Origin of the sequence: Streptomyces sp. NPDC005408, assembly GCF_040606445.1 — a bacterium.
GTDB lineage: Bacteria > Actinomycetota > Actinomycetes > Streptomycetales > Streptomycetaceae > Streptomyces.
In genome coordinates, this window is the sequence record NZ_JBEXEX010000003.1 from 240056 (window position 1) to 253159 (window position 13104).

13 protein-coding genes are annotated in these 13104 nt (G+C 67.6%); 8 read left to right on the forward strand and 5 right to left on the reverse strand.

Annotation, left to right across the window (positions count from 1 at the left end; all coding sequences use genetic code 11):
* Positions 1–60 precede the first annotated feature (60 nt).
* The 5 genes from ABZS64_RS05060 to dnaA all read right to left on the reverse strand — a co-directional run bounded on the left by ABZS64_RS05060 (position 61) and on the right by dnaA (position 6575).
* Positions 61–612, reverse strand: a complete 552-nt coding sequence (locus ABZS64_RS05060) for a DciA family protein (RefSeq protein ID WP_355823243.1) — start codon at positions 610–612, stop codon at positions 61–63.
* A complete protein-coding gene (gene recF, locus ABZS64_RS05065; protein WP_355823245.1) occupies positions 609–1760 on the reverse strand; it encodes a DNA replication/repair protein RecF in 1152 nt (383 codons plus the stop codon). The genes ABZS64_RS05060 and recF overlap by 4 nt, the downstream gene beginning before the upstream one ends.
* Before the next feature lie 31 nt (positions 1761–1791).
* Positions 1792–2670 carry a phosphogluconate dehydrogenase (NAD(+)-dependent, decarboxylating) gene (gnd, locus tag ABZS64_RS05070; protein ID WP_324975316.1) on the reverse strand — a complete coding sequence of 293 codons (879 nt, stop codon included), beginning with the start codon at positions 2668–2670 and terminating at the stop codon, positions 1792–1794.
* A 136-nt stretch (positions 2671–2806) separates the two neighbouring features.
* Positions 2807–3937, reverse strand: coding sequence for a DNA polymerase III subunit beta (gene dnaN, locus ABZS64_RS05075; RefSeq protein WP_355823249.1), 1131 nt, complete (start codon positions 3935–3937; stop codon positions 2807–2809).
* An 850-nt stretch (positions 3938–4787) separates the two neighbouring features.
* The gene (gene dnaA, locus ABZS64_RS05080; RefSeq protein ID WP_355823252.1) at positions 4788–6575 is read right to left on the reverse strand and encodes a chromosomal replication initiator protein DnaA; all 1788 of its coding nucleotides are present in this window, start codon (positions 6573–6575) and stop codon (positions 4788–4790) included.
* 360 nt (positions 6576–6935) lie between these two features.
* On the opposite strand from dnaA, the gene rpmH reads away from it, so the two are divergent.
* From rpmH to ABZS64_RS05120, 8 genes are all read left to right on the forward strand, one after another.
* Positions 6936–7073, forward strand: a complete 138-nt coding sequence (gene rpmH, locus ABZS64_RS05085; protein ID WP_006381191.1) for a 50S ribosomal protein L34 — start codon at positions 6936–6938, stop codon at positions 7071–7073.
* 18 nt (positions 7074–7091) lie between these two features.
* Positions 7092–7463: a ribonuclease P protein component gene (gene rnpA, locus ABZS64_RS05090; protein WP_355823255.1), complete on the forward strand. Its 372-nt coding sequence runs from the start codon at positions 7092–7094 to the stop codon at positions 7461–7463.
* A complete protein-coding gene (gene yidD, locus ABZS64_RS05095) occupies positions 7460–7819 on the forward strand; it encodes a membrane protein insertion efficiency factor YidD (protein ID WP_355823258.1) in 360 nt (119 codons plus the stop codon). Before rnpA ends, yidD begins: the two co-directional genes overlap by 4 nt.
* Positions 7820–7822: 3 nt before the next feature.
* Positions 7823–9079 (forward strand): membrane protein insertase YidC, encoded by a 1257-nt coding sequence (gene yidC / locus ABZS64_RS05100; protein WP_355823261.1) that lies wholly within the window; start codon positions 7823–7825, stop codon positions 9077–9079.
* Positions 9080–9093: 14 nt separating this feature from the next.
* Positions 9094–9606, forward strand: a complete 513-nt coding sequence (locus ABZS64_RS05105) for a R3H domain-containing nucleic acid-binding protein (RefSeq protein ID WP_355823264.1) — start codon at positions 9094–9096, stop codon at positions 9604–9606.
* A gap of 113 nt (positions 9607–9719) precedes the next feature.
* A complete protein-coding gene (gene rsmG, locus ABZS64_RS05110) occupies positions 9720–10436 on the forward strand; it encodes a 16S rRNA (guanine(527)-N(7))-methyltransferase RsmG (protein WP_355823267.1) in 717 nt (238 codons plus the stop codon).
* 265 nt (positions 10437–10701) lie between these two features.
* The gene (locus ABZS64_RS05115; protein ID WP_355823270.1) at positions 10702–11778 is read left to right on the forward strand and encodes a ParA family protein; all 1077 of its coding nucleotides are present in this window, start codon (positions 10702–10704) and stop codon (positions 11776–11778) included.
* Entirely contained in the window at positions 11775–12872 is a 1098-nt protein-coding gene (locus ABZS64_RS05120) for a ParB/RepB/Spo0J family partition protein (RefSeq protein ID WP_355823273.1), read from the forward strand. Before ABZS64_RS05115 ends, ABZS64_RS05120 begins: the two co-directional genes overlap by 4 nt.
* The last annotated feature ends 232 nt before the right edge of the window (positions 12873–13104 follow it).

Genomic DNA, 13104 nt, shown 5'->3' on the forward strand with positions numbered 1-13104 from the left:
ACCCGCAGGGTCCGGGGCGAAGCTCCGGTACGGGAAGGGGCCGAGCTGGGGACCCCCGCCTCACCCGTACGTGTCGCCCGGCCCCACACTTCCCGGCGCCCTCAACGGCCCGTACCCCCTCTGCGGCCCACCCGGCCCCAGTACCTTGATCAGCCGCACCGTCCCGTGCCCCAGGTCCTCGTTCAGCCGCGCCACCAGCCGCGGCGCCAGCAGCCTCAGCTGCGTCGCCCACGCCGTCGAGTCGCACTGCACCGTCAGCACCCGCTCGTCCGGGTCCTCGTCGTACCGCAGCGGAACACAGTGGTTCGCCAGGTCCTCGCCCACGATCTGCGGCCAGCGCCCCATCACACCGCCCACCGCGGCCGGCGTCTCCCAGCCGCGCTCGGTGATCAGCCGGTTGATCGCTGCACCCAGCGGCAGCGGATCGCGCCCGTCCGCCCGCGCGCCCGAGCGCAGCCCGCCGCCCCGCCTGGCCTGCTTCTTCTGCTGTGCCGCGGCGCCGCGCGCCTTCGCCTGTTCCTTCGCCGCGCGCAGCGCGACCCGCGCCAGGTCTACGCCCGACGACTCGGGCACCTGCGGCGGCACGGCCGGTTGTTTCGGCTCCTCGCTCATACGCGCTCCACCACCCCGTCAGCCACCAGATACCGCGCCCCCGCAAGGACCGCCGGCACGTCGTCGTCGACCGCCGCCGTCACCAGCACCTGCTCGCCCGGAGCGACCAGTTCCGCCAGCCGCTCGCGGCGTCGCACGTCCAGCTCCGCGAAGACGTCGTCGAGGACCAGTACCGGCTCATTGCCCTCGGCCCGCAGCAGGTCGTACGAGGCCAGCCGCAGCGCCAGCGCATACGACCAGGACTCGCCGTGGCTGGCGTACCCCTTCGCCGGCAGCTGCCCGAGCTTGAGCACCAGGTCGTCGCGGTGCGGCCCGACCAGCGTCACGCCGCGCTCGATCTCCTGCTTGCGCACCTCGGCCAGCGCGCCGATCAGCTGCTCGCACAGGGCTTCCCGCCCGTGCACCGAGCCCTCACCCACGGCCGCGGCACCGGCGGCGGTACCGGAGGAGGAACGGTACTCCAGCGCAACCGGCCCGCCTCCCGGCGCCAGTTGCTCGTACGCCTTGTCCGCCAACGGCTGCAGCGCCGCGATCAGATCCATCCGCTGCGCAAGCAACTCCGCCCCGGCGCGCGCCAGATGCTGGTCCCACACGTCCAGCGTCGACAGGTCCATCCCACGCCCGCCGTGCCGCCGCGCCATGGCCGTGGACTTCAGCAGCGTATTGCGCTGCTTGAGCACCCGCTCGTAGTCCGACCGCACCCCCGCCATCCGCGGTGAGCGCGCCGTGATCAGCTCGTCCAGGAACCGCCGCCGCTCGCCCGGATCGCCCTTCACCAGCGCCAGATCCTCCGGCGCGAACAGCACAGTCCGAACTATCCCCAGCACATCACGCGGTCTGACCTGCGAGGACCTGTTGATACGGGCCCTGTTGGCCTTCCCCGGATTGAGCTCGAGCTCGATCAGCTGCGAGCGCTCGCCCTGTGTGATGGCCGCCCGGATCACCGCCCGGTCCGCCCCCATGCGCACCAACGGCGCATCCGACGAGACCCGGTGGCTGGCCAGCGTGGCGAGATAGCCGACGGCCTCGACGAGATTGGTCTTCCCCTGCCCGTTCGCCCCCACGAACACGGTGACGCCCGGGTCGAGTGGGACCTCGACCCGGGCGTACGAGCGGAAGTCGGCCAGCGACAAATGCGTGACGTGCATGGATGTACGCCGACCTCCCCCGGCTCAGGGACTACTTCTTGTTCTCGACCGCGTGGCCGCCGAACTGGTTGCGCAGCGCCGCGATCATCTTCATCTGCGGGGAGTCGTCCTGACGGGACGCGAAGCGGGCGAACAGCGACGCCGTGATGGCGGGCAGCGGCACCGCGTTGTCGATCGCGGCTTCCACAGTCCACCGGCCCTCGCCGGAGTCCTGTGCATAACCGCGCAGCTTCTCCAGGTGCTCGTCGTCGTCCAGCGCGTTGACCGCCAGGTCGAGCAGCCAGGAACGGATGACCGTGCCCTCCTGCCAGGAGCGGAACACCTCGCGTACGTCGGTGACCGAGTTGACCTTCTCCAGGAGCTCCCAGCCCTCGGCGTAGGCCTGCATCATGGCGTACTCGATGCCGTTGTGGACCATCTTCGCGAAGTGGCCGGCGCCGACCTTGCCCGCGTGGACCGAGCCGAACTCGCCCTCGGGCTTGAGCGCGTCGAAGACCGGCTGGACCTTCGCGACATGCTCGGCGTGGCCGCCGTACATCAGCGCGTAGCCGTTCTCGAGGCCCCAGACACCGCCGGAGACACCGCAGTCGACGAAGCCGATGCCCTTGATGCCCAGCTCGACCGCGTGCTTCTCGTCGTCCGTCCAGCGGGAGTTGCCGCCGTCGACGACCACGTCGCCCGGCTCCAGCAGCTCGGCCAGCTCGTCGATCGTGGACTGGGTCGCGGCACCGGCCGGGACCATCACCCACACGACCCGCGGGCCCTTGAGCTTGCCCACAAGCTCGCCCAGGCTGTGGACATCTGCGAGGTCCGGGTTGCGGTCGTAGCCGAGGACGGTGTGGCCTGCGCGGCGGATGCGCTCGCGCATATTGCCGCCCATCTTGCCAAGGCCGACGAGACCGAGCTCCATCAGTGATTCCTTACGCGTTTGTATGCCGATTCGTACCCGGCTCCGAGCCTACGCCCGGCCGGTACGGACGGCCTGACGGGCCTGCTCGGGCGTGAGCAGGCCCGTCAGGATCAGTCGTTCGGCCGTTTTCGCCGTCTCAGCCGGACAGCCGCACGGGCATGATCAGGTACTTGTACGCCTCGTCAGCCTCGGCATCCACAGCGGGCTTGCCGCTCAGCAGCGCCGGCTTGGTGGAGGTGGTGAACGACAGCTGGGCGACCGGCGAGTCGATGGCACTCAGGCCGTCGAGCAGGAAGGTCGGGTTGAAGGCGATCGAGATGTCGTCGCCCTCCAGGTTCGCGTCGACGCGCTCCACAGCCTGTGCATCGTCGCTGGAACCGGCCTCCAGGATCAGCACGCCCTGCTCGAAGCTGAGCCGGACGGGGGTGTTCCGCTCGGCGACCAGCGCGACACGCTTCACGGCCTCGACGAAGGGCGCGGTCTCGATGACTGCGACCGAGTTGAACTCGGTGGGGAACAGCGTCCGGTACTTCGGCAGATCGCCTTCGAGCAGCCGGGTCGTGGTCCGCCGTCCGGCGCCCTCGAAACCGATGAGCCCCTCGCCGGCACCCGAGCCGGAGAGCGCAAGCGTGACCGTGTCACCGCTGGTCAGCGCCTTGGCGGTGTCCAGCAGCGTCTTGGCGGGCACCAGCGCGACGGCGGACGCCTCCGGGTTCTCCGGCTTCCACAGGAACTCGCGGACCGCGAAGCGGTAGCGGTCGGTGGAGGCCAGCGTGACGGTGTCGCCCTCGATCTCGATGCGTACGCCGGTGAGGACGGGGAGGGTGTCGTCGCGGCCGGCGGCGATGGCGACCTGCGCGGCGGCGGAGGCGAAGACCTCACCGGGCACGGTGCCGGTCGCGGTCGGCATCTGCGGCAGCGCCGGGTACTCCTCCACAGGCAGGGTGTGGAGTGTGAATCGCGAGGAGCCGCAGACCACGGTCGCCCGTACACCGTCTGTGGAAATCTCCACCGGCCGGTTGGGGAGAGCGCGGCAGATGTCGGCGAGGAGCCGGCCGGAGACGAGCACGGTGCCGTCCTCGTCCACCTCCGCCTCCACGGAGACGCGTGCCGAGACCTCGTAGTCGAAGCTCGAGAAGCTGAGGGCGCCGTCCTCCGCCTTCAGAAGAAGGCCCGCGAGTACGGGCGCCGGCGGACGGGCCGGGAGGCTCCGGGCCACCCAGGCCACCGCCTCCGCGAGTACATCGCGCTCCACCCGGATCTTCACCGGAACCGCCTCCTGCTGTTGCTGGCTCGCCCTTGCTGGCCTTCGTCGTCGGCTGTGTCGCCGGGGACCAGTCTGACGCACGGCACCGACAGTCGGTGCGGGTCGGGGTCAAGTCGTGGCAAGTGGTGTCGGGAGCTCCGGGCTCGAGTTGTGCACAGGGCCTTCTTCGAAGCGAATTCCCCGGTAACTCTAAGTGGGAGTAGTAGTAGGGCCTGTGGAAACCGTGGATAACGTCATCCGTGCAGGTCAGACCCGTTTTTTTGTCCACCGGGCCTGTGGGTGGCACCGGTGGACAACCCAGTGCTTCTGTGGACGCCCGAAAGTTCTGCACATCCGATGCACAGACCGGGGGGACTTCTCCCCAGTGCTGTCCCCAGCTTTACCCACGTTCCCCACAGCCCAACCGACCACCTTGGTGTGACGGCTTTCACTCGACCCGGTGAGCTCGGGCGTTTCGTTGCCGAACAGTGGACAGAGGTGTGGAGAAGCCGCGAGAAGCTGTGGGCAACGCGGCCCTGCCTGTGGGCTGCCGGTGGACAACTTTGATCAAGCCCTGTGGACTGTTTCTGCGTCCACAGCTTGTGGAGCACGGTTGGCCACAAATCCACAGCCGCCTGACCTGGCGTGATGAAATCTCAGCAACCGCCCCTGTGGACGCAATCTGGACAACTTTCCAGTCCCCAGGCTGTGGACGGAAGATCGTCCCCAGATCTGTGGAGAACACCGTCCCGTCGCCGGGTATTCGAACACCGGACATGCGCAGGACAGGTGCGGAACGCCGAAGGGCGCCCCGGGACTTGGTCCCAGAGCGCCCTCGAAGGCCTCTTGTGCTGTGCGCAGGCCGGTCTCGTCAGCCGTTCTTGATGCGGTTGGTGAGCTCGGTGACCTGGTTGTAGATGGACCGCCGCTCGGCCATCAGCGCGCGGATCTTGCGGTCGGCGTGCATCACGGTCGTATGGTCGCGGCCGCCGAACTGGGCGCCGATCTTCGGCAGCGACAGATCAGTGAGCTCGCGGCACAGATACATCGCGATCTGGCGGGCGGTCACCAGCACCCGGCTGCGCGAGGATCCGCAGAGATCCTCCACCGTCAGACCGAAGTAGTCGGCGGTCGCCGCCATGATGGCGCTCGCGGTGATCTCGGGGGCCGAGTCCTCACCGCCGGGGATCAGATCCTTCAGCACGATCTCGGTGAGCCCGAGATCCACCGGCTGCCGGTTGAGCGAAGCGAACGCCGTCACCCGGATCAGCGCGCCCTCCAGCTCACGGATATTGCGCGAGATGCGGGATGCGATGAACTCCAGCACCTCCGGCGGGGCGTTGAGCTGCTCCTGGACCGCCTTCTTGCGCAGAATCGCGATCCGCGTCTCCAGCTCCGGCGGCTGTACGTCGGTGGTCAGACCCCACTCGAAACGGTTCCTCAGCCGGTCCTCCAGCGTCATCAGCTGCTTGGGCGGCCGGTCCGAGGAGAGCACGATCTGCTTGTTCGCGTTGTGGAGCGTATTGAAGGTGTGGAAGAACTCCTCCTGCGTCGACTCCTTGCTCGCCAGGAACTGGATGTCGTCGACCAGCAGGATGTCCACATCGCGGTAGCGCTTGCGGAAGGTGTCGCCCTTGCCGTCGCGGATCGAGTTGATGAACTCGTTGGTGAACTCCTCCGAGCTCACATACCGCACGCGCGTCCCCGGATAGAGGCTGCGCGCGTAGTGCCCGATGGCATGCAGCAGGTGCGTCTTGCCGAGCCCCGACTCCCCGTAGATGAAGAGGGGGTTGTACGCCTTGGCCGGCGCCTCGGCGACCGCGACGGCCGCGGCGTGTGCGAACCGGTTGGACGCGCCGATGACGAAGGTGTCGAAGAGGTACTTCGGGTTCAGCCGGGCGTGCGGCTCACCGGGGCCGGGCGCGGGTGAGGGCTGAGCGCCCAGCGGTCCGGGCGCGCCTGTGGGGCCGCGGCGCGGCGTCTGGCGGTCGGGCAGCTCGTGCCGCTCCGGGCGCTGCTGTTCGTACGGCTGGCGCTCGGGCGACTGCGGCTGCCGGTAGTCGTGCTGGGGCTGACGCGGCCGGGCGGTGGCGTACGGCTCACGCCACTGATCCGCAGCGGGGTCGCGGTCCTGGAAGCCCCCGAGCCGTGGCTGCTGCCAGGACAGATCCTCCTGCGTACGGGGCCAGGCACCGGGTTCCGGGCGCTGCTGCTGGTACTCGGGGTAGGCGGGGCGGACATCCGGCAGGCCGTCGCCGCCGCCGGGCCGGTGCCCATAGCTGTCGTAAGGATCGCTCTGCCGGGAGTCGCGCGGATCGTCGTGCTGCGGGCCCTGGTAGCGGGGCGCCTGCTGAGCGGGGGGCTGCTGGGGTGCCGGGGGCTCGCCCACGGAGTCGTCCACCGTGATGGCGATCCGGATCGGGCGGCCGCACTCGCGGCTGAGGGTCTCGCTGATCAGCGGGGCGAGCCGGCCCTCAAGAACACGCTTGCCCCATTCATTGGGGACGGCAAGGAGCGCGGTGTCGGCCACCAATGCGAGTGGCTGGCATCGTTCGATCCACTGTTTGTCCTTGGGCTCGATGCCCTGCTGGCCCTCTGCGAGGAGCTGTTCCAGCACTCGTGGCCACACTGCGGCAAGATCGGCAGGTACGTCAGCCACAAGGCACGCTCTCTCGCAGGTCCCACGAATGTGTGGTTCTCGGGACGGGATGGGAAGACAGGCAGGAAAGGAATTCGAGTTCAGCCACGGTAGTCAGGGCGACCCCAGCGGTTCAAGTTGTTGTCCACAGCCTGTGCACAGTGGACCACGGCCTGAGCCTGGTTTGACCGGATGGCGTAGCCGCGCGTACCGTAACCAGGTCGAGTTGTCGATGGCTGCTGCCGCCTGCCTCCGATGGGCAAAGATCACGGTCTGTGATCGTGAAGCGGTGCACTCGGGCGTAATCGCGAGCTACTCGTGGGCGCACGGTGACAGCCAGGCGATGTCCCGCCATCTACGAATCATTTCTGGAGCCCCCGAGTGAGCAAGCGCACCTTCCAGCCGAACAACCGTCGTCGCGCGAAGACCCACGGCTTCCGCCTGCGGATGCGTACCCGTGCCGGCCGCGCGATTCTCGCGAACCGCCGTGGCAAGGGTCGCGCCAGCCTGTCCGCCTGATCACTTACAGGTCATGACGTGCTGCCTACCGAGAATCGGCTGAGGCGGCGCGAGGACTTCGCGACCGCGGTACGCCGAGGACGCAGGGCCGGTCGCCCGCTCCTCGTCGTCCACCTAAGCAGCGGTGCAACGGACCCGCACGCGCCTGGGGAGAGCGCTCCCCCGACGTGTGCGGGTTTCGTCGTGAGCAAGGCAGTGGGCGGTGCGGTCGTACGCAACAAGGTCAAGCGGAGACTGCGCCACCTCATACGCGAACGACTCGCCGAGCTGCCCCCCGGTAGCCTGGTGGTCGTACGGGCGCTGCCCGGTGCGGGCGACGCTTCTTATGAACAGCTGGCCCGAGACCTGGATGCCGCCCTCCAGCGGCTGCTGGGAGGGGGCGCGCGATGAAGTACCCACTGCTGGCTCTTATCAAGCTGTACCAGTGGACGATCAGCCCGCTGCTGGGGCCCGTCTGCCGGTACTACCCGTCGTGTTCTCACTACGGATATACGGCCATCGACCGGCACGGCGCGGTCAAGGGCACGGTGCTGACCGCCTGGCGCATCCTGCGATGCAATCCATGGTCGCCGGGTGGCGTGGACCATGTGCCGCCGCGCAAGCGTCCGCGGTGGCACGAAATGCTGCGTGATGCCTTGCGTGGCAGCAAGGGCGGGCACTCCGCCGCCGATGTGCCTCCCCGGGGGTCGGCCCCCGAACCCCCGAATCCGGCATCAGAGGCCTCGCCGAATGTTCAAGGAGCCTGATTAGTGGACACGATTGCCAGTCTCTTCAGCTTTATCACCACACCTGTTTCGTGGGTCATCGTCCAGTTCCACACGGTCTACGGGGCGATCTTCGGTCCCAACACGGGCTGGGCCTGGGGACTGTCCATCGTGTCGCTGGTGATCCTCATCCGGATCTGTCTGATCCCGCTCTTTGTGAAGCAGATCAAGTCGACCCGGAACATGCAGGCGCTCCAGCCGAAGATGAAGGCGATCCAGGAGCGCTACAAGAGCGACAAGCAGCGTCAGTCCGAAGAGATGATGAAGCTGTACAAGGAGACGGGTACCAACCCGCTCTCCTCGTGCCTGCCGATCCTCGCGCAGTCGCCGTTCTTCTTCGCCCTGTACCGCGTGCTCTCCAGCATCGCCTCGGGCCACACCATCGGCGTCATCAACGAATCGCTTCTGGACAGCGCGCGTCAGGCCCACATCTTCGGGGCTCCTCTTGCGTCGAAGTTCACCGACAGCACGGAGAAGGTCGCTGCTCTCGGCGCCTCGCTCACGGATGTGCGGGTCGTCACCGCGATCATGATCGTGATGATGTCGGCGTCGCAGTTCTACACGCAGCGCCAGCTGATGCAGAAGAACGTCGACCTGACGGTCAAGACGCCGTACATGCAGCAGCAGAAGATGCTGATGTACATCTTCCCGGTCATCTTCGCCGTGATGGGTATCAACTTCCCCGTCGGCGTCCTCGTCTACTGGCTGACCACCAACGTGTGGACCATGGGCCAGCAGATGTACGTGATCAACCAGAACCCGACGCCCGGCAGCAAGGCCCAGGACCACTATCTGCAGCGGCTGCTGAAGACCGTGACCGTCCACGGCGAGGTCAAGGCACGTCGGAAGCGCAACGTGATTCAGGCGATCGTGGCCAAGGGCCCGGACCGCAACGAGAACGAGCGCCGGTTCATCACGGGCCTCGCCAAGGCCGGCTTCGCCGCTGAGGCCGACGGCACGGTGGCCAAGAGCGATGCCGCAGTGGCCGAGGCCGAGGGCGGCGCCGCTCAGAAGCGGCAGCAGCCCAAGCGCCAGACCAAGGCGAAGCGTCAGTCCGCCGCTGCCCAGCAGGGCGCGGCCAAGAGCACCGATGCCGACGACACGGCCTCGAAGCCCTCTCTGCAGAAGGACACTCCTGCCGGGGGCGACGCCAAGCCCGCCCCGGGCTCCCCACGCCAGCAGCCCAAGTCCGGGCAGCGCAAGGGCCAGCAGCGGCCCAAGCATCCCTCGTCCAAGAAGTAAGAAGGAGTCCATCCGTGACGGAAGGCACCATCTCCGCTGCCGCCGAGGGTGGCGACACCCTGAACCGCCTCGAGCAGGAAGGGGAGATCGCGGCCGACTACCTCGAGGGTCTGCTCGACATCGCCGATCTCGACGGTGACATCGACATGGACGTCGAGGCCGACCGGGCCGCGGTCTCGATCATCAGTGACGCGAACAGCCGGGATCTGCAGAAGCTTGTGGGTCGTGACGGTGAGGTCCTGGAGGCGCTCCAGGAGCTCACGCGACTCGCTGTGCACCGAGAGACCGGGGACCGCAGCCGGCTGATGCTGGACATCGCGGGCTTCCGGGCCAAGAAGCGCACGGAGCTCGCCGAGCTCGGCGCCAAGACCGCCGACGAGGTGAAGAGCACCGGTGAGCCAGTGAAGCTGAACCCGATGACGCCCTTCGAGCGCAAGGTCGTCCACGACGCGGTCGCGGCCGCGGGTCTTCGCAGCGAGTCCGAGGGCGAGGAGCCGCAGCGCTTCGTCGTCGTACTCCCCGCTTGACCTCCATCGTTCCATCGGCCCCGTCTGTTCGCAGGCGGGGCCGATCTTTGTCAGCCTGATAGTCAGCCACCACAGTCCACAGTGCGACAGTGCGGTACGGAAGGACGGTTCCCGTGACGGAGGCAGCAGAGCTTCCCCAGGCGCCCGAAGAGGCTCGGACGGTTTTCGGAGAGCTCTTTCCGGAGGCCGTGCGGTACGCGGAGCTGCTCGCGGACACCGGAGTGAAGCGTGGACTGATCGGTCCCCGCGAGGTGCCGCGGCTGTGGGAACGGCATCTGCTGAACTGCGCGGTGCTCTCCGAGGTCGTGCCGGAGGGTGTCACGGTCTGCGATGTGGGCTCGGGGGCCGGTCTTCCGGGCATTCCGCTGGCGCTCGTACGCCCGGATCTGAAGATCACGCTCCTTGAACCGCTCCTGCGCCGCACGAACTTCCTCCAGGAAGTCGTCGAATTGCTGGGCCTGGACCATGTGACCGTGGTCCGGGGCCGGGCCGAGGAGGTGCTGGGCACGCTTCCTCCGGTGCATGTGGTGACGGCGCGCGCCGTGGCGCCGCTGGACCGGCTGGCGGGCTGGGGAGTGCCCTTGCTGCGCCCGTACGGAGAGATGCTGGCGCTCAAGGGCGACACGGCCGAGGAGGAGATTCAGGGGGCGCGTGCCGCCCTGAGCAAGCTCGGTGTTGTGGAAACCTCGGTGCTGCACGTCGGTGAGGGGATTGTCGATCCACTGTCCACGGTGGTGCGTGTGGAGGTCGGGGAGAGCCCGGGCGGAGTGCGCTTCGCGGCGAAGCGGGCCAAGGCCGCCCGGACCAGCCGCACTCGTCGGCGTCGCTGATCCATACAGTTCGTACTGTCTATGAGTAATGCTCCATACAAGCTGCCATACCTACGCATTTCGGAGTGTCGGGCGGGTGTAGTCCTGCGGCGCGTGCATCGTGTTTCACGTGAAACGTCGCTCACTGCTGCAGGGAATCATCAGTCGCGGCCGTGCTGCCGCCCCAATGCGGGACCGTAAGCCCTTCGTGAGGGCTACGGAGTTGTCCACAGAGGTGGATTCACCCACAGAACCACCTGCCTCGCTGGTTCACGACCCCGAAAGCATGGCAGGCTCTGTTCATCGCGAGCCTGAAGTCGAGGAGAGTGAATCCTTGCGGTCCGACGCCAACATCGCGGGACCGATGACCGATCCGGTCCCCGGTCCCCGTACCGAGTCACCGGGGGAGGATGTTTCACGTGAAACACCGCCCCCGATGGACGACACCCCCATCGGCCGTGCTGCCCAGCTGGCCGTGGAGGCGCTGGGGCGTGCCGGCGAGGGTCTGCCCCGACCTGAGCAGACACGCATCATGGTTGTCGCCAATCAGAAGGGCGGCGTAGGGAAGACCACCACCACGGTCAACCTCGCTGCCTCACTCGCGCTGCATGGCGCGCGTGTTCTGGTTGTCGATCTGGATCCACAGGGCAACGCCTCCACGGCGCTGGGGATCGATCACCACGCCGAAGTCCCCTCGATCTATGACGTCCTGGTGGAGAGCAAGCCGCTCTCCGAGGTGGTCCAGCCTGTCCCCGACGTCGAAGGTCTCTTCTGCGCCCCAGCCACCATCGATCTCGCCGGTGCGGAGATCGAGCTGGTGTCACTGGTGGCGCGGGAGAGCCGACTTCAGCGAGCAATCCAGGCCTATGAGCAGCCGCTGGACTACATCCTCATCGACTGCCCGCCGTCGCTCGGTCTCCTGACCGTCAACGCGCTGGTCGCCGGTGCCGAGGTGCTGATCCCCATCCAGTGCGAGTACTACGCGCTGGAGGGTCTGGGACAGCTGCTGAGGAACGTGGATCTGGTGCGCGGGCATCTCAACCCGACGCTTCATGTGTCGACGATTCTGCTGACCATGTACGACGGCAGAACCCGGCTTGCCTCGCAGGTGGCGGACGAAGTGCGCAGCCACTTCGGCGAGGAGGTGCTCCGCACGAGCATCCCCCGCTCGGTGCGTATCTCGGAGGCCCCCAGCTACGGACAGACAGTGCTGACCTACGATCCGGGTTCCAGCGGATCCCTGTCGTACCTCGAAGCGGCTCGTGAGATCGCGCTGCGAGGGGTCGGGATCCACTACGACCCGCAGCATGCCCAGGTGGGCAGCCAGAACAGCCAGCAGAACATCTCGGAGGGGATCCAGTGAGCGAGCGACGTAGAGGATTGGGGCGTGGGCTCGGTGCGCTGATCCCTGCCGCTCCCCAGGAGAAGCAGGTGCCCCCTGCTGGGGCTTCGAGCTCTCCGGGAGCGGCTCCGGTGCTGACCGCGGAGCGGGGCGTGGCGGCGGCCAAGGTGACGACGCTGCCGTCGGCCGCCGTTGCGCCGGATTCGATCACTCAGGCGCCGGAGCCGGAGGCGGTACCGCAGCCCGCGGAGCCGGCCGGCGCGCACTTTGCCGAGCTGCCGCTCGATGCCATTACGCCCAACCCGCGTCAGCCGCGTGAGGTGTTCGACGAGGACGCTCTCGCAGAGCTGGTCACTTCCATCAAGGAAGTGGGCCTTCTCCAGCCCGTCGTCGTACGGCAGCTGAGCTCGGAGCGCTACGAGCTCATCATGGGCGAGCGCCGCTGGAGGGCCTGCCGTGAGGCCGGCCTGGAGCGGATTCCCGCGATCGTCCGGGACACGGACGACGACAAGCTCCTGCTGGATGCGCTGTTGGAGAACCTGCACCGCGCACAGCTGAACCCGCTGGAAGAGGCAGCCGCCTACGACCAGCTGCTCAAGGACTTCAACTGCACCCACGACCAGCTGGCCGACCGGATCGGACGCTCGCGGCCGCAGGTGTCCAACACTCTGCGCCTGCTGCGCCTGTCGCCCCCCGTCCAGCGCAGGGTCGCTGCTGGGGTGCTCTCGGCCGGTCATGCGCGGGCGCTGCTCTCAGTGGAGGATTCCGAGGAGCAGGACCGACTTGCGCACCGGATCGTGGCCGAGGGGCTTTCCGTGCGTGCGGTCGAGGAGATCGTCACGGTGATCAACTCGAGCCCCAAGAGCACCTCCAAGCCGAAGAGCCCGCGGGCAGGGGCCCGGCTGTCGCCGGCCCTCACTGATCTCGCATCACGGCTCTCCGACCGCTTCGAGACCAGGGTGAAGGTCGACCTCGGCCAGAAGAAGGGGAAGATCGTCGTCGAGTTCGCGTCGATAGACGATCTGGAGCGCATCCTCGGCACCCTTGCCCCCGGTGAGGGACGAGTCCTGGAAAAGGGGCTCTCCGAGGAGTCCGGGGAGGACGACGAGGGCTGAGGCCCTCAGCAATGTCGTAAAGGGCGGGCTATGTTCCGGTGCGTTGACCGGACATGGCCCGTCCTTTGCTGTAGGCCTGTACCCGTGTCGGGGCTGGGTGGATACGATGCGTTCTGGTATAGCGCATCCACCTTGATCCACCTCAGAGGAGGGCGAGGGCCAATGCGAACGGTGAGCCGCAGCCAACTGGTGACAGCAGGCTTGGGCCTTGGGGCAGTCGGTGGCTTCATCA

Coding starts and splice junctions, on each gene's coding strand:
- ABZS64_RS05060 (WP_355823243.1), bottom strand. CDS start 612: ATGAGCGAGGAGCCGAAACAACCGGCCGTGCCGCCGCAGGTGCCCGAG.
- recF (WP_355823245.1), bottom strand. CDS start 1,760: ATGCACGTCACGCATTTGTCGCTGGCCGACTTCCGCTCGTACGCCCGG.
- gnd (WP_324975316.1), bottom strand. CDS start 2,670: ATGGAGCTCGGTCTCGTCGGCCTTGGCAAGATGGGCGGCAATATGCGC.
- yidD (WP_355823258.1), top strand. CDS start 7,460: ATGAAGTACCCACTGCTGGCTCTTATCAAGCTGTACCAGTGGACGATC.
- ABZS64_RS05115 (WP_355823270.1), top strand. CDS start 10,702: ATGGCAGGCTCTGTTCATCGCGAGCCTGAAGTCGAGGAGAGTGAATCC.